At 52.8% G+C, this 16,759-nt stretch carries 14 protein-coding genes; 7 read left to right on the forward strand and 7 right to left on the reverse strand.

The features are described 5' to 3' along the window. Positions 1-222 precede the first annotated feature (222 nt). Positions 223-414: a hypothetical protein gene (locus tag GN112_RS16055; RefSeq protein WP_155311134.1), complete on the forward strand. Its 192-nt coding sequence runs from the start codon at positions 223-225 to the stop codon at positions 412-414. A 165-nt stretch (positions 415-579) separates the two neighbouring features. On the opposite strand, the gene GN112_RS16060 is transcribed toward GN112_RS16055, so the two are convergent. From GN112_RS16060 to GN112_RS16080, 5 genes are all read right to left on the reverse strand, one after another. Then, complete coding sequence (locus GN112_RS16060) at positions 580-1,236, reverse strand: ferredoxin-like domain-containing protein (protein WP_155311135.1); 657 nt, start codon at positions 1,234-1,236, stop codon at positions 580-582. 430 nt (positions 1,237-1,666) lie between these two features. Then, the gene (locus GN112_RS16065; protein ID WP_155311136.1) at positions 1,667-2,884 is read right to left on the reverse strand and encodes an ISNCY family transposase; all 1,218 of its coding nucleotides are present in this window, start codon (positions 2,882-2,884) and stop codon (positions 1,667-1,669) included. Between the two features lie 459 nt (positions 2,885-3,343). Continuing rightward, complete coding sequence (locus GN112_RS16070; protein WP_155309156.1) at positions 3,344-4,462, reverse strand: IS110 family RNA-guided transposase; 1,119 nt, start codon at positions 4,460-4,462, stop codon at positions 3,344-3,346. A gap of 102 nt (positions 4,463-4,564) precedes the next feature. After that, complete coding sequence (locus GN112_RS16075; RefSeq protein ID WP_155310763.1) at positions 4,565-4,789, reverse strand: hypothetical protein; 225 nt, start codon at positions 4,787-4,789, stop codon at positions 4,565-4,567. 363 nt (positions 4,790-5,152) lie between these two features. After that, a complete protein-coding gene (locus GN112_RS16080) occupies positions 5,153-5,365 on the reverse strand; it encodes a hypothetical protein (RefSeq protein ID WP_155311137.1) in 213 nt (70 codons plus the stop codon). A gap of 295 nt (positions 5,366-5,660) precedes the next feature. Between GN112_RS16080 and GN112_RS16085 the strand changes: the two genes are divergently transcribed. The 3 genes from GN112_RS16085 (at position 5,661) to GN112_RS16095 (ending at position 9,792) form a co-directional block, all read left to right on the forward strand. Further along, positions 5,661-6,500 (forward strand): PP2C family protein-serine/threonine phosphatase, encoded by an 840-nt coding sequence (locus GN112_RS16085; protein ID WP_155311138.1) that lies wholly within the window; start codon positions 5,661-5,663, stop codon positions 6,498-6,500. A 131-nt stretch (positions 6,501-6,631) separates the two neighbouring features. Beyond that, positions 6,632-7,372 carry an FHA domain-containing protein gene (locus tag GN112_RS16090; protein ID WP_155311139.1) on the forward strand — a complete coding sequence of 247 codons (741 nt, stop codon included), beginning with the start codon at positions 6,632-6,634 and terminating at the stop codon, positions 7,370-7,372. Positions 7,373-7,413: 41 nt separating this feature from the next. After that, a complete protein-coding gene (locus tag GN112_RS16095) occupies positions 7,414-9,792 on the forward strand; it encodes a serine/threonine-protein kinase (RefSeq protein ID WP_155311140.1) in 2,379 nt (792 codons plus the stop codon). On the opposite strand, the gene tgt is transcribed toward GN112_RS16095, so the two are convergent. Together tgt and queA are read right to left on the reverse strand one after the other, a co-directional pair. Next, positions 9,789-10,916: a tRNA guanosine(34) transglycosylase Tgt gene (tgt, locus tag GN112_RS16100; RefSeq protein WP_155311141.1), complete on the reverse strand. Its 1,128-nt coding sequence runs from the start codon at positions 10,914-10,916 to the stop codon at positions 9,789-9,791. The genes GN112_RS16095 and tgt overlap by 4 nt on opposite strands. Positions 10,917-11,005: 89 nt before the next feature. After that, positions 11,006-12,067, reverse strand: a complete 1,062-nt coding sequence (gene queA / locus GN112_RS16105) for a tRNA preQ1(34) S-adenosylmethionine ribosyltransferase-isomerase QueA (RefSeq protein ID WP_155311142.1) — start codon at positions 12,065-12,067, stop codon at positions 11,006-11,008. Positions 12,068-12,853: 786 nt separating this feature from the next. On the opposite strand from queA, the gene GN112_RS16110 reads away from it, so the two are divergent. The 3 genes from GN112_RS16110 (at position 12,854) to meaB (ending at position 16,731) form a co-directional block, all read left to right on the forward strand. After that, positions 12,854-13,447, forward strand: coding sequence for a TetR/AcrR family transcriptional regulator (locus GN112_RS16110; protein ID WP_155311143.1), 594 nt, complete (start codon positions 12,854-12,856; stop codon positions 13,445-13,447). A 12-nt stretch (positions 13,448-13,459) separates the two neighbouring features. Continuing rightward, positions 13,460-15,595, forward strand: coding sequence for a methylmalonyl-CoA mutase (gene scpA / locus GN112_RS16115; protein WP_155311144.1), 2,136 nt, complete (start codon positions 13,460-13,462; stop codon positions 15,593-15,595). A 149-nt stretch (positions 15,596-15,744) separates the two neighbouring features. Beyond that, complete coding sequence (gene meaB, locus GN112_RS16120; protein WP_155311145.1) at positions 15,745-16,731, forward strand: methylmalonyl Co-A mutase-associated GTPase MeaB; 987 nt, start codon at positions 15,745-15,747, stop codon at positions 16,729-16,731. The last annotated feature ends 28 nt before the right edge of the window (positions 16,732-16,759 follow it).

The following is a 16,759-nucleotide window of genomic DNA, read 5'->3' on the forward strand; positions in this document are numbered from 1 at the left end:
TCTCACCAAATTCCTTCTTTCTACTTTTCCGAAAACGTTTTCCATTCATGTGAAGCATTGGATAACTATTTAAAAAAATAGAAATATTTTTTATTTGAAAATGCTTTCGGACGTTCTGCCGACATTGGCATTCCCATTGCTTTATAGAAATACCAAATGCCTTTGAAAGATTCTCTACACCGAACTCAAATTTATAATTTTATATAGTAGGGAGCGTTAGCCGTGAAGAAAACAGCCGCATTCATTACCTTGATCCTTTTGTTGGTGATTTTTCCGCTGATTGGTTCGGGGGCCTTTGCCGATTTTGTCGGTAAAGGTTCATTGCCGATCCACGTATTGTCTGAACCCTTGATCATGCTCCTTTTCGGTGCCGGTCTGGTGACCTTTGGTTCCAGCCTGCGAAAAATCAAATAAGTTGGCACCTCTTCTTGACCCTGATCATTCCGAACTTATTTTATCGGAGAGTCATCGGGAATACCATCGACCCGGTGACCATAAAATCCTCCAATACAAGGGGGGCGGCCGTTAATCACAACGGCTGCCCCCTTTATTTTTAACACCCCGAAACAATGTTTACCGTCAGTTCAACGCATCCTGAAACGGCTCCAGACCCAGGCGATCAATCACCTTGCCGAGGCGCTCGCCTTTTTTGGCAATGTCTGCATAGCATTGGACGGTTTTTTCGATGGCCGTCATCACCTGTGCGTCATCCAAACCGCTGGCCAACACCTGGGCAATGCGCGGCTCGGCACCCACATTTCCGCCGATAACCAGCTGCCACCCCTCTTTTTGTCCGATCAGGCCGATGTCCCGAACCCACGACTCCGAGCAGGCCAGCTTACAGCCGCTGACGGCCATCTTGAATTTTCCGGGCAGTTGCATGCTGTGGTATTTCTTATCCAGGGCCATTCCCATGCCCAAGGCATCCTGTTTTCCCAGGCGGCAGAAGGTGGCTCCCGGACAGGCGCGCACGCTACGCACACAAAGACCCACGGCGGCACCTTTGTCAAGCTGCAGTTCGTTCCAGGCGGCATCGATGTCTTCCTCTTTGAGACCCACAATGGCCACCCGGGTCGCACCGGTCAGTTTGATGGCCTGCGCGTTGTATTTTTCTGCCACGTCGGCAATGGTCCGCAGCAACTGGGGGGTGACCACCCCGCAGGGAATATGAGGGGCAATCGCGTATGTTTCCTTGTCACGTTGTAGAATCGCTCCTTTTTCACCCAATTTGAGCATATTGAACCTCCTTTGTGAATAAAAATGTTTCCTCGGCAATCTGCTGGGCCTGTTCGTGGTCCAAAGGCTTCGACCAGATGGATGCGCAAATGCGGGAATCGTCGACGACATGCAGCAGACCATGCCGTCCTTTTTATGAAAAGATATCCATACGGCAAAGTACCATAAAGTACCATTGAATGCAAACCGGTTTTGTGCGGCAGCAGCAATTGTAATTATGCGGTTCAGGTTTGTACCAGCATGGCAATTCGATCAGTTCTTCGAAAAATTTAGTTCAGGTTATGATCAAAAAGTGAAACAAAACTGTACGCAATTAGCCAGCCGATGAATTTCTTCATTTTTGGCTCTCTGTATCAGAAATTTTGATCAAACCTATCCATTGGTTAATAAAGGAACTCGTACGGTTTGATGTGAAAATCTGCCAAGGATTTTAACTGGTGTCTGCGTATTCGATCTCCAGGCCTCGCATCATAAAAGTTAACATCGCCTCCCAACTGGGAAAATACATATATCGCGTCAAAGCGCGCACATCGTCAAAAAAGGTTTTGCGCGTTGGTAACTCAGCACGAACCAAGCTGTACTTCTCATCCATCAGTTCAAGAACGGTATGGAACAGAAAGGCTAACAAGTTGAAGGTCAGCAATAATGATGAAAGGTGCTTGTTCCCGTGACCGAAGTTGTGTTCAATATTATAGCCTCTGTTTTTCAAAACATTATTATTTTCGTTCTCGACTTTCCAGCGTGCTCGGCCATCTTTGACAATTTGCTTGACGTTGCTCTTTGAAACTTCAAAATTGGTTGCAAATGCGTTTTTGTACACGATTTTTCCATCGGGCAGGGTTGTTGTCAGTTCGCACCAATTAACATCAATGGCGTTTTCACTATCACGTAGCGGCAGTTTGTTGGCAAAGCGATACGTATCGATTTCATGGGTTTTGCCGGTCCAGCGCTTCTCCACCACGGTTTCGATGGTCTGCATGGCGTCCAATTCATCCAGCCACTGGTAAAGGGTTTTATGAGAATCGGGTTTACAGACCAAAATGAAATCAAGTTCTTGATCTAATAGTTTTTTGCAAATCGGTTGTTTACAGTATAGATCATCGCCCAATACAGTGATGCCAAAAGGTTGATACTCCGCCGCATATTGATCGATCCAGCGTTTTGCTGCCGCGTTTTCGCAATCTTGTTTATCATGGCCATCCTGGGGGGTAATAAATTCCGGTTGCAAAGCAATCACCTTATTGTTTTCCGGTGCCACAATCACCGGGGTCACGACTGAATGCGAATAGGTTACGGTTCCATTTTTATGGTGCTTGCGACTACAATTATCACAATGAATTGTATTTGAAGCAAAATACTGCGTTCCGTCAAAGGCAACCAATAAATTGTTGTCGTATGAGCGAAACCCGTCCAGATGACCGGATTTTTCCAATCCGTCGAAAAGATATTTGAACACGGGCGTGACATAAGAGGGATGGACCTCGTCCATTAAACTTTTGATGTGGTTGGTACAGGGAATTTGAGTGAGGCCGAAAAGTGATTGCGCATTGTTTTTGCCTTTTGTTTGCTGCATAGCGGATTGAAAAGCTGATATGGTTGAACACTTGTCAAGAGAAAAACCTATCCATACCCAAAAAACTTGGGCCAATAATTTTCATCGAGCGTTTGGATAGAGGCGGGGTCTGCAATAACGACGGTAGAGCACTCTGATATTCGCGGATTGGATACCGCATGACTAGGCTTCGTCGTGGAGCTGCCTCGGTCTAAAGACGGGAGTTTCGGCCTGAAGGCCTATTCCGATAGCTTTTTCGAGGGTTCTCCAAACCGCGACCGCGCCCCTATCCAAAAGCTCGATGGCTATATTTGTTCTTTGATAAAGCCGATCCTTTCTTGAGCATTTTTAAAATCAATAAGTTCTTTTTCTATTTGCATCATCGATTATAGAGAAGTACTTATCCAGCTTCTTGAGCCGGAGCAACAGTCGCGCTTCTCTCGCCGTCGCTAATTCCCACCCAGCGTGGAAAGTCAGGGCTGTCAAGGCTGCGACCTTAGGGAGCACCCTTTAGGGCTTGGCCTTGATAGGCCTGGGTTTCCACGCTATAACAAATCATCTTTCAGCGGCCACGATTGGAACAGCCCGGGCAATGGCCCAGATGAAACCGGCCAACTCGCGTGCAATCGCGGTGATGACCACGTTATGGTTTTTGCCCTTTGCAATCAACCTGCGGTAGCGGTGGCATAGTCGTAGCTGTGCATTCCAGGCAATATCCAAAACATCGTCCGGCAAGCCTTCCTGGCGTTTACGGATCGCCTTACTTTTCCGGGCCGGCATACGATAGGCCTGAGCCGATTCGATCAACGTCCTGCGGGCATGGGTATTGCCGGTTTTGGTAATGGGGCCTTTTTTGATGGTGCCACCGCTTGAATGCTCCGATGGGATCAGACCCAAATAGGCCATCAGCTGTGCCGGCGTATCGAAACGGCTCAGATCCCCCAGTTCAGCGACGACGGTCACCGCGCTGAGCAAAGAAATCCCCCTGAGCGCTTGCAGAGCCTCGATAACCGGAAGCAGTCGACTGGTTTGGCAACATTGCTCAATCGCTTTTTCGATGCGCTTAACGCGGGCCTCATGGTCTTCCATGGCGTCCAGGTATTCGGTAAGGGCAATATGCTGGGCAGGATGCTGCATTTTCAGCTCCGCCAGCCAATTTAAATGAGCTTTACCCCATTTGCTTTTACCTGGATAACTGATTCCTTGTCGCAATAAAAAGGCATTGATCTGTTGTTTGACTTTGCGGAGCGATATTTGGATGTCTTTTCGTGCACGTACCAGGTCACGAAGCGCTTCATCGGCCTGATCGGGGACATACACCGGCGTCAGTTCTCCGGAACGGTGGAGCGTCGCCAGGTGGGTTGCATCACGGCGATCATTCTTAACCCGATCACCTGTTTTTTTGGGGATCAACGCTGGAGCAACGACAACGCAATCGATCCCCTTGCTTGTTAAATGCCTATAGATCGGATATCCGCACGGACCTGCTTCGTAAACACAATGCAATTCGGCGTTTTGTGAAATCAGTTTTCGCATGACGTTATCAATCTGCCCCAGGTCGTTGCTGATTTTTCCATACACTCGAACGTTTCCGTCACGTCCTTCATCGGCGATAGCAATGGTAATCGAATCTTTGTGGACATCTAAACCAACATACTTTACTATCTTGTTCATGGCCTGCCTCCTTGATTTTGGCTCTGTAGTTAGGTTTTTTACGGACCGCTCACTATAACCCACGTTTTCAAGGTTTGGCAGGCCTTTTTATTGCCGTCTTGGTTAACGTTCAACCATATTGTCTAAAAAGGATGGGCTTTGGGTAAAGAAAACAGAAAAAGCTCCCAGGGCTGCGTCTTCTATGCTGTAGCTGGTATTAGTGCCGATGCGCCGGTCAGGAAATGCAGAAATAGTTTGGCGAAAAAATTGGATCACTTTGTCAAATGTGAATTCTGCATGTTTCCTTTCAAGTAGGATGCGGTTTTCTTCTTGTTCTGGCAATCGCATGGCCCTGGCTCGCTTTTGGTAAAAGTGGATGAGTATTCACCCTCTTATATCCATTACAAGCTTCTGTGTCCAGAACATTTTGAAATAATAAAGAAAATAAATGCATCGAACTTTGATTGAAAAAAACTTCTGTTTGGGTAGCAAAGAGAGCCATTTCAAAATTACAATTGCTGGTGCGGCAGTGCATGGATGTGCCAGTGGCACCTGGATGATTCGTCAGTGTCCGTCCAGAAAATAGGCGAATTGGCCCTGGTCAACCTGATCTTCAGCTGCAAAAGGAGATAGGCCTGCCTGATGCCGTCGTTCCGGTCATCCAGTCTGGCAACAGCGGCGCCACGAACCGATCATCACGCTGACCACCGGTTAGCGGGGATCCGTGAGGAGCGGGGAGCACTGTTGCTGGGTTTGGTATCCCGCGGCTTTATGCTCATAGGCACGGTGTTCGATCGTGCTGGTGCTAAAAATCATGACGCTCAAGATGACCAGGGTGATGACGGTGAGCAATCCGCTGGGTGAAAAAAAGTGTAAAACCGACGCCTCCAGACCTGCAGGGACCGAATCGTAAGGGGCTTTCATCTTTTCACCTCCTGTTAAATCGGTTGGCCCTCAAATGCCCGCCGGGTGCGGGTGATGCACCCATAATTTGACTATAGTTAATTCCATGAAATATGAAAACAGAATAATTTGAATTAAATTTAAAAAATAATTTTTAATTTTTCCGGGCCCGGCAACTGCCCGTCTGGTTTTTCCCGTCAGGTTTGGATAGCGGTTAAACAGGCTGGCGACGGAGTGTGCGGATTCCCCATGATCTCAACGTTTTGCTTGACAACCATTCAAATTTATTGTCTTTAAGAAGAAAAAAGGGGACACAATGGTTACGGTTCAAGCCGCAGGTTTCACGGATATTGGAAAAGTTCGCAAAGCCAATGAAGATTCCTATCTTCTCGATGAGTCCATCGGTCTTTATCTTGTGGCGGACGGTATGGGAGGCCATCGCGGTGGCGGGGTGGCCAGCCGGATTGCCGTGGAGACCATTGGCACATCCATGGCGTCGTCGTTGGACGAATCCGCTGACGATAATAATGGCCTTGCGGTGACGCCCAGCGATCGGCTTCTGCAAAGTATTCAACTGGCCAATTGGAAAATCCATGAACAATCCACCACGGATGAGGCCTGCCGGGGGATGGGCACCACAGTCTCGGCGCTTTACTTCGTTGACGATTGTATGATCACCGCCAATGTGGGAGACAGCCCCATTTACCTTTTAAGAAATGGGGAAATCGAGGATCTGTATATTCCCCACACCCTGCTGCATGAGTATAAAAAGATTCCCAAATCCCTGGAAAAGCGGTTCTCCGGCGCCAAATTGGCCCATATCCTGACCCGGGCCGTTGGGATTCGTGCGGAGGTCAAGGTGGATGTCGCTCAGACCGTATGCTTTGCCGATGATATTATCGTTATTTGCAGCGATGGTCTCAGCGGAAAACTATCCCGGGAAGAGGTCCGGGATCTGGTCTATCAGAATGACGTTGACGCGGCTTGTAAAATGTTGACGGAGTTGGCTCTCCGGCGCGGTGGGGAGGATAATATTACCGTTATCGTTGTACGGGTCTCCACCGTCAATAGCAGTCCGGACCAAGGTTTGCTGAAGCGGATTGCCGGCATTCCGGCATGGATTGCATCATTGTTCCGTAACCGTCATCTCGGTTAGCGCGGGGGAATGCCTGTCACTTTTCGTTGCGCCTGACGGTGGTGATCCTTGCAGTCCACCTTCGAGGGCCCACGTTTGCCATTGCCGATGTGATCAGGATTAAAGGCATTGTGAAATAAAAAGGCGACCAAATGATCAGACTGCTTGTGAGATTCAAGGATCGGACGATTAAAGAATTTGCCCTTGATCAAATCGATACGCTTTCCATTGGTCGGAACCCCACCCATCATCTGGTCATCGACAACTATGCCGTTTCCGGAAATCACGCGGTCATCCGTAAAGCAGACAACCGCTATGTATTAAAAGACACGAACAGTAAAAATGGCACCTTCCTCAATGGGCTGACGGTCAAGCAGGCAACCTTGAAAAATGGCGATGTAATTACCATTGGCAAACATTCGCTGGTTTTTCTCGACCGCGGCCGGCCGAGACCGCAATCCCTGCAAGGGGGGCTAAAAACAGCTGCCTTGCCCGGGGATCCCGGCCCGGACCATACGATGTTCATGGATACCGAACGCTATCGCCGGATGCTCGTCGAAAGCGGTGACCTTCCCGAGATTCCCGCGGCGCCGGCCTATGTCGCTTTTCTGGCCGGTGGCAACGGCCGTTTTGACCTGTCCAAAAGCCTGGTCACCATCGGCAGAACCTATCGATGTGATATTGTAATGGCCGGTTTTTTTTCCTTCCTGGCCGGCGACCCGGCGGCGGCCATCAGCAAAACCACCCAACATTACTACATCAGCAGTGTTGGCGGCTGGATTAAACCAAAGGTCAACGGGCAGACCGTTCGGGGACCGGTCCGCCTGAAAGACATGGATATCATCAAGATCGGTTCAGTGGTCCTTCAATACGCGTCCAGGGTGATCGTCTGAAATGATGGCCTCAGGAAATAGGTAAACAGGATATTGGCGCCATGAAGAAATGGATGATCCCGATTGTATTTTCAGTTCTTTGCGCCACAGTGATTTCCGCTTGGGAATTGAAGGCGTTTGTCGATCGCCAGGTGATTTATATCAGGGGGGCAGAGCCGCTTCTGGTTGACGAGACCAGCCAGTCGGACCAGTTCGTTTATTACAAAGCGGATGGAAAGTCCGGCATGTTCATGAAGAACGATGTTGTCTCCGTGGGATCGATTCGTGTGGAAAAAAAACGCCCGATCCTGTCGATTATTGATCGGCACAAGCAGCAAATTTTTTCCCGAATCGGAATTGATTCGAAAATGACCCGCCTCCTTGACACCCGCCTGCTGATTTTTTTGATCTTGCTGATTCTCTCGTTCACAGCCATGAAAGTGGGCGGAGTGCTTTTATCCCGTCTCCGAAACAGAGACTTTCGGCGATCCGGTAGCACTGCCGTGGACGCGCCCAATGAAGCGTTGCGGTGGTTCCCCCAGGAGAGTCAGGAAGGCTCCGATTTTCGCGATATCGCCCTTTTTTTTCTTGAGCTTTACCGTATTCAGAATGGCTTCCCCAAGGATGCACCCGCCCGGTTTTCCATGACCCCGGATTCCGCCAAACAAAAAATGAAAGTGTTTGAGCTGGGCGTCAAGGGCAGCCGCGACTGGCTGACCCGCCGTATGTCCATCGGCCCCCTGGGCGAAGACTCCGGAAGTAAAAGCAAATGCTTTTATGCCATTTATGACACCCACATGGTGATCAAGATACCACCGGTTCCGGTGACCGACATCGTCAAATATGTCAAAGATATCCGCCGGGAAGTACAGATATCTATTCAGCTTGCACCGGTGGCGTGTATCGTCCCGATGGTGTCGGTCGTGCTTAATAAGATCAAAGCACTGCCCTATGCGTCGAGCCTGACGGCCGAGCAGTCCGAAAAACAGTATATCCGCCTGGTCGAAGGGAATACCGAGTATCAGGACTATCTTAAAATCGGCGGCCGATTTGCTTTTTTCATGGAATTGAGCAACAGCTTTTTTGTCGGGCGGGTCATCGATGAATTGCATGCTGCCAAGGCCAACATCGGCGATGAATTGATGGATGTACCGGACGCGGCCTGGGATCAGGAGGCCTTTACCACACGCTATGGCCTGGATTCACTGTCTGTTTTCGAAGGCCTTCAGACGCTGTATCATCGTTGTGAAAATGAGGCCAGGCGGATCATTCAGGCTGCGGGCAAGGCAGACCAGGTTCATTCTTATCAGATTAAAGACTGGTTTCTTGCGGCCATTGCCGGCAAAGCCCCCGTCGGTAATCAAAAAGAGAAGGATTCGTCCCTCATCGACCAGGTGAATGAAGGGTTTGCCGGGATTTTCAAAGCGCATCAACCACAAATGGATGCACTGACACAGCTGTTGAAGGCCCAGCTGGAAATTAAAACATTTTTAAAAAGTCGCCATCAGATTGAAAATATCGCCTCCAACATGCTGCAGTTGCTTTGCCTGCTGGAGGAAAAAAAAGTTGCCTTGCGCGACCTCAAGCCGGACAATCTTTTTTTTGCGGCGGATCCGGACAGCTATCCGATATTTTTAAATAATGCTGAAGATTTTTCAATCGGCGTGATCGATGTGGAAACCGCGGTTTCCCTGGATCCGACGAAGGACGGGACCATCGCGCAGCCACTTCTCGGCGGGACCCCTCTTTATGCCACACCGTTGCACATCCTGAAAAACGATACCATTACCGCAAATTTTGGCAGCTTGGCCAAAGCGCTTCATTACCAGGACTGGTATGCAGCCATGGCGATTATTTTCAAGGCAGTTACCGGAAACAACCTTTTTCCCCGGGCAGCCCGGTCCTTTCCGGAAATGCTGAAAATTCTCAAATCGGGGCGTTCAAAATCCGATCCTGATGAAACCACCGTAAAAGCCATGAGCCATAAATTCTGGTCTGCGGCAACGGCTGATCTCAAAGCTCAGCTGGCCATCCATTCCGCTGTGCTAACTCAGGTAAGCTTGGACCTCCCTGAAGCCATGGTTCCCGTGATCCGTGAGCAGCTGGAACGGGAAAAGGCCGCCCTCACTCGTTTCATTGGCAAGCAGATTGCTGAAACAACGCTTCTTAAAAGTGAGAAAAACAGAACTTTTTTGCTTACGGCCGCAAGCCCGGATATCGCACGGCAGATCGAGCGCTGGCAGAATCATGCCGATTTGCCTGAATCCCATCGTGGGCTGGCACCCCAGATGGTCGCTTTTCTAAACAATCTGAATCGGCTGAAACAGCGGGCAGCGGAAAAACAGGATATCCTTGCCGATCTCTCCGCCCCACCATATCCGCTGTCGGCTCATGTCTTGTTAGAATCCATGTTCCAAATTGTCCATAAAGTCCTGAACTAAAACCAAGCGGGTTCGATCTTCCCACGCTTCGCATAAAATGCGTCTTTAAATGCTTTGAACGTTCCCGCCATGATTGCCTCGCGCATCGCTTTGACCAGGTTCACATAGTAGTGAACATTGTGGATCGTGTTGAGCCGGTAGGCCAGGATCTCGCGGGCCATGTACAAATGCCTCAGGTAGGCCAGGCTGTAATGGCGGCAGGTGTAGCAATCGCACGCCGGATCCACCGGTCCCGTGTCATCCCGGAAACGGGCGTTGCAGATGTTGATCGTGCCCTGTTCGGTGAACAGCTGGCCGTTGCGGGCGTTTCTTGTGGGCATGACGCAGTCGAACATGTCGGCGCCCAGCCCGACCAGTTCCACCAGGTCCTCGGGCGTGCCCACCCCCATGATGTAGCGCGGCCGGTCGGCCGGCAGAAGGGGCAAGGTGTGGGCAGCCATTTCCATCATCAGTTCCTTGGGTTCGCCCACGCTCAATCCGCCGATGGCGTAACCGGGAAAGTCGATGGCGGTGATCTCCTCGGCCGAGCGCTGCCGCAGGTCGGCGAACATGCCCCCCTGGACGATGCCGAAAAGATGGTTGCGCCGCCCGGTGCGATCCTCCCAGAAAGTCTTGCAGCGCCGGGCCCAGCGGGAGGTTAGTTCCAGGGCCGCCACGGCCTGTTCGCGGGTGGCCGGATGTTCGAGACACTGGTCGAGGCACATGATGATGTCCGAGTTGAGCGCGATCTGTACCTTGATGGAGGTTTCCGGCGAGAGCATGTGCTTGGATCCGTCGATGTGGGACTGGAACCGGTACCCCTTTTCGGTGAGCTTGCGCAGTTTGGCCAGGGAGAAAACCTGGAACCCGCCGCTGTCGGTCAAAATCGGCCGGTCCCAGTGCATGAAGCGGTGCAGCCCGTCGAAGCGGCCGATGATGTCCGTGCCGGGCCGCAGATAGAGATGGTAGGTGTTGCTCAGAATGATCTGGGCCCCTGCGGCCTCGAGCTCTTCCGGTGTCAGCGCCTTGACCGTGGCCTGGGTGCCGACGGGCATGAAGACGGGAGTCTTGATGTTTCCGTGTGCGGTGCTGAACTCGCCTGCGCGGGCAGCACCGGATTGAGCGATTAGATTGAAATCAAGCATGATGAGTTCATTGAGTTTGTCGGTTATCGGGTTTCCTTCTGTTCACCCGGCTTCCTCCCCTAAAAAGCTACAGCCTACAGCCTGATCCCCTATTCAATCATCATCGCATCCCCATAACTGAAAAAACGATATTTCTCCCGTACCGCCTCGGCGTATGCCTGCAGCATGGTTTTCCGTCCGGCAAAGGCCGAGACCAACATGAGCAGGGTCGATTTGGGCAGATGGAAATTGGTGATCATGGCGTCAATGATCCGAAAGGTGTAACCGGGATAGATGAACAGGTCGCAACGGCCGGAGCCGGGCAACAAGCGGCCATTCTCCCGTGCGGCATACTCCAGGGTGCGCACGCTGGTGGTCCCCACGGCCACCACGCGGCGCCCCTCGTCCTTGGCCTGGTTGACCTGCCGTGCCGTTTCGGTGGAGATGGAGAACCACTCCTCGTGCATACGATGATCGCGGATATCGCCCACTCGCACCGGGACAAAGGTGCCGTACCCCACATGCAGGGTTACCGGCGTGATGGTCACCCCCTTTTCGCGGATGCGGTTTAAAATCGTATCGGTAAAATGCAGGCCGGCGGTCGGTGCGGCAATGGCCCCCTGCGACTTTGCGTAGACGGTCTGGTAGCGCCGGCGGTCAGCATCATCCGGATCGGCGGCATCCCGTTTGATGTAAGGTGGCAAGGGCATGCGACCGATCCGGCCAAGCAGGTCGTCAAAGGATCCGGGCGCGGAAAAAGCCACCTTATAAATGCCGTCGGCAAAATCCTGAACCTCGGCGACCAGACCTTCGGCAAAATAAATGCGGGTCCCGGCAGCGGCCTGTTTGGACGCCTTGATCAGGCAGTGATACACCCGCCGTTCGTCGTCGCCTTCAGCAAACGCCGGCTCTCCGTAATCGAGAATCAGCAGTTCGGCCTTGCCGCCGGTCTCCTTGCGCCCGTGCAGGCGCCCCGGCACCACACGCGTGTCGTTGACCACCAGAATATCCGAAGGTGCCAGCAGCTCGACCAGATCGTGAAACTGCCGGTGGGCCAGGGTTCCGTTGTTGCGGCAAAGGTGCAGCAGTCGTGAACCGTCGCGCTGCGCTGCCGGGTTCTGGGCGATCAATCTCTCCGGCAGGTGGTAATCATAATCGTAAAGTGCGTACATGGATAAGGCCCGGGCAGGCGGCCAGCTCCTTTCTTGGATCTGCGTTCAATGAAAAGCGATCATTTCGATCTTGCGAACCAGTCGATTTTGTTGCGGCACTATACCCACCTTCCTTCCCGGGTTCAAGTCCCACCGCCGCACCGGTCAGTGCAATCGCATATAACCTTGGTATGTGATGTGCCTTACAGGGCGATCGCGTATGGATCGTTACTATGATCCAAATCGAAATCGGGATCGCTATCGAAATCGAAAAGAAATGGGACGTAGAGTTGCAGACGGGATGTCTATCGACTTGCGGTCAATGGTCACAGTCATCGGCGCCATTGGAACTGGAAAACCGGGAACCGTATAGCGCCCTTTTGTCAACCCGTGATTCCAATATACATCGTCGATTTTGATCCCGATTTCGATTCCGATAAACCTGAGTTAGTTGCGATTGCCCTGCCGCACCGGTTGAAACCAGATACCGGTCGAGGCACCGTAAAGAATAATGATGACCAATCATTTTATAGTGATAATTTTTTTTATTTTGCTTGACAAAGGATTATTAAACATTTTAGTTAAAAGCCAATAACATTGTTACTCTTTTGGCTTCAAAAGCTCTTTGCAAATTTATTTTTTCCTTTAAAAACAGAATAATAACTTTTTTTTAAAAAAAAACATCATTATTCTTAATCGCTCAAAATAAAATCCGACAAAGCATCCGTTTTTTATTTTTCTTTTATTTCATCATGTTAGCAAAATATAACGCAGGAATGATAGAAATACACAGGACTTGCAATAACAATGTTCGCACCCCTTAAACCTGAAGTTTACAAACGGCTGGAACAGGCTGTTCTGGACATCTTCTCCCACTCCGACTTCCACAAGGCCAATATCCGCGACGTGGCTACCCGGGCAGGGGTGAGTTTTTCCACCATCTACAAACACTATGGATCCAAGGAGCATCTGGTCTTCGCCTTCGTGGATGTCTGGCTGGGTAAATTGACCGACCGGATCTACGATCACCTTCAGGGGATCGAGGACCTCAAGGAGAAGATGCGCAAGGTTCTCTGGCTGCAACTGGACTACTACGAGCGCAACCCCGGGCTGGCCAGAATCATTTTCATGACCCTGCCCATGAAAACCTGGATGGCCGACGAAACCTTCAAGCAGAAGAAGATGATCAACATGTACCTGGAGGTGCTGCGCAACGGTCAGAAGGAAGGCGTCCTCAATCCCAATGTACGGGCCGGGGTGCTATTGGATTTCATGCTCGGAATCGTCCAGCGCGCCTTTACCATGTGGATTTCCAGGGGGCAGCAGGGCCGCCTGACCGATCAAGCGAACACGCTTTTTCAAATGATTTGGCGAGCCATCGCCAATCCCGATACAAAATGAAAGGAGCATACCATGTCAAAACATCCCGATTTGCAAAAATGGAAAGATTTGGCCGCAAAGCAGCTCAGGGGCAAAGCCCTTGAAGACCTGGACTGGGATACCCCCGAGGGCATCACGGTCAAGCCGCTCTACACGGCGGAAGACATCGCGGGGCTGCCCCATGTCAACACCCTGCCCGGCTACGCCCCGTATGTCCGTGGGCCCATGGCGACCATGTATGCCGGCCGCCCCTGGACGATTCGGCAGTATGCCGGCTTCTCCACCGCCAAGGAGTCCAACGCCTTCTACCGCCGCAACCTGGCTGCCGGCCAGAAGGGACTCTCCGTGGCCTTCGACCTGGCCACCCACCGCGGCTACGATTCGGATCACCCCCGGGTCATGGGCGACGTGGGCAAGGCTGGCGTAGCCATCGACTCCATTGAAGATATGAAAATTCTTTTCGACCAGATCCCGCTGGACAAGATGAGCGTTTCCATGACCATGAATGGGGCGGTACTGCCCATTCTGGCGGGCTACATCGTGGCCGCCGAAGAACAGGGGGTCAAGCAGGATCAGCTCACCGGTACTATCCAGAACGATATCCTGAAGGAGTACCTGACCCGTAACACCTATATTTATCCGCCCGAGCCGTCCATGCGCATCGTCTCGGACATCATCGCCTTCTGCTCCGCCAACATGCCCAAATTCAACACCGTCAGCATCAGCGGCTACCACATGATGGAAGCCGGCGCCAACAGCGTCCTGCAGACCGCCTTCACCCTGGCCGACGGATTGGAGTACGTGCGCGCGGCCATCAAGGCCGGCCTGGATATTGACGCCTTCGCGCCGCGGCTGAGCTTCTTTTTCGGCGTGGGCATGAACTTTTTCATGGAGATCGCCATGCTGCGGGCGGCCCGCTTCCTGTGGTACGACCTGCTGAAGCCCTTCAACCCCAAAAATCCCAAATCCTCCATGCTGCGCACCCATGTGCAGACCTCGGGCTGGAGCCTCACCGAGCAGGATCCGTACAACAACGTCATCCGCACCACCCTGGAGGCCCTGGCGGCGGTGCTGGGTGGCACCCAGAGCCTGCACACCAACTCCTTTGACGAAGCCGTGGGACTGCCCACCGACTTCTCGGCCCGCATCGCCCGCAACACCCAGATTCTCATCCAGGAAGAGTCCCAAGTGACCCATGCCATTGACCCCTTGGGCGGCTCCTATTATATTGAGGCCCTCACCGACGGCATCATCAAGGAGGCCCGCAAGATTATCGACGAGGTCGAGGAACTGGGCGGCATGGCCAAAGCCATCGAAACCGGCATGCCTAAAATGCGCATCGAAGAGTCGGCGGCCCGCAAGCAGGCCCGCATCGATCAGGGTCTGGATGTCATCGTCGGTGTCAACAAATACAAAATCGACGGAGACACCCCCATGGATGTCCTGGAGGTCTCCGAGACGGTGCGCGACGAACAGGTCGCCATGATCAACAAATTGAAGGCCGAGCGTGACGATACCGCCGTCCGAAACGCCCTGGGCGGCGTGATCGAAGCCGCCGAAAAAGGCGGCAACCTGTTGGCGGCCAGCATCGAGGCGATCCGCGCCCGCGCCACCGTAGGGGAGGTTTCCGACGCCATGGAAAAGGTATTCGGCCGCTTTGTGGCCACCACCCAGTGCATCTCCGGGGTCTACGCGTCCGAGTATGCGGACAGCGCCGTGATCGACGCGATCCGCAAACGCACCGACGATTTCATGGAAAAGGAAGGCCGCCGGCCGCGGATCCTGTTGACCAAAATGGGCCAGGACGGCCACGACCGCGGCATCAAGGTGGTGGCTACCGCCTTTGCCGATCTTGGCTTTGACGTGGATATCAGCCCCATGTTCCAGACGCCTGAGGAAGCGGCCAAAATGGCCGTCGAAAACGACGTCCATCTGGTGGGGGCCTCCAGCCTGGCGGCCGGTCACAAGACCCTGGTGCCCCAGCTGGTCAAATCGCTCAAGGAGGCGGGCGGCGACGATATCATGGTTATTGTCGGCGGTGTGATTCCGCCGGATGACTACGACTTCCTTTATAAAGCCGGTGCAGTCGGTGTGTTCGGCCCCGGAACCGCCATCACCGATTCGGCCAATAAGGTGCTCAACGCCTTGGAAAACCGCAAGGCCGCGTAACCGGATCAAACGCACCATGTCAAAGTCCTGCCCGCCCAGTGCGGGCAGGATCATCCATATTGAAAGAGCTTGACAACCAAAGGCCTGAAAACCAATCGACGGGCGGATTTGTCACGACCTGAAAAGCGATCACGAAAGCGGCGTATTGTATGGCTGAAAAAGATCCCCAATTTTACATTGATGGTGTTCTCGCCGGTAACCGCCGAATCCTGGCCAAAACCATTACCCTGATCGAAAGCGCCCACCCGGCGCACCGCCAACTGGGACGCACCATCGTGGATGCGCTGCTTCCGGAGACCGGCAAGGCCGTCCGCCTGGGCATCACCGGTGTCCCCGGTGTCGGCAAGAGTACCTTTATCGAGAGCTTCGGCATGATGCTGGTGGAAAGGGGCCTGCAGGTGGCCGTACTGGCCGTGGACCCCTCCAGCACCCGTAGCGGCGGCAGTGTCATGGCCGACAAAACCCGTATGGAACGGCTTTCGGTGGCGCCAAAGGCCTTTATCCGGCCCTCGCCGTCCGGTGGCACGCTGGGCGGCGTGGCCCGCATGACCCGCGAGACCCTGCTGGTCTGCGAAGCCGCCGGCTTTGATGTGGTGGTCGTCGAAACCGTGGGGGTGGGGCAATCGGAGACCACCGTGGCCTCCATGGTCGATTTTTTTCTGGTCCTGATGCTGGCCGGTGCCGGCGACGAGTTGCAGGGCATCAAGAAAGGCGTGCTGGAACTGGCCGACGCCGTGACGATCAACAAGGCCGACGGCGACAACGTGGAAAAGGCCGAAAAAGCGCGCCGTTCCTACGCGATGGCCCTGCACCTGCTCAATCCGGCCAGCCCCACCTGGTCACCGCCGGTACTGACCTGCAGCGCATTGACCCAAAGCGGTATCGACCAGATCTGGGAGACGGTTCAGGATCACCGCCGGCGCCTTTCAGCAACCGGCGAACTGGCGCAGAAACGCCGCCAGCAGGCAGTTGCCTGGATGTGGGCACGTATCGAAGACGGCCTCAAAGAACGCTTTTTCAACCATCCTGATGTTCATGCGCGACTGAAGGAAGTTCGGGCCGCTGTTGAACGGGGAGAACAATCCCCCACAGCAGGCGCGGAGCAGCTTCTTTTTTTGCTTGACAACAACCGTTGAGTCTATAAGGGTAGGAATTCGGCTTTAG

It is taken from the genome of Desulfosarcina ovata subsp. ovata, assembly GCF_009689005.1.
Lineage (GTDB): Bacteria > Desulfobacterota > Desulfobacteria > Desulfobacterales > Desulfosarcinaceae > Desulfosarcina > Desulfosarcina ovata.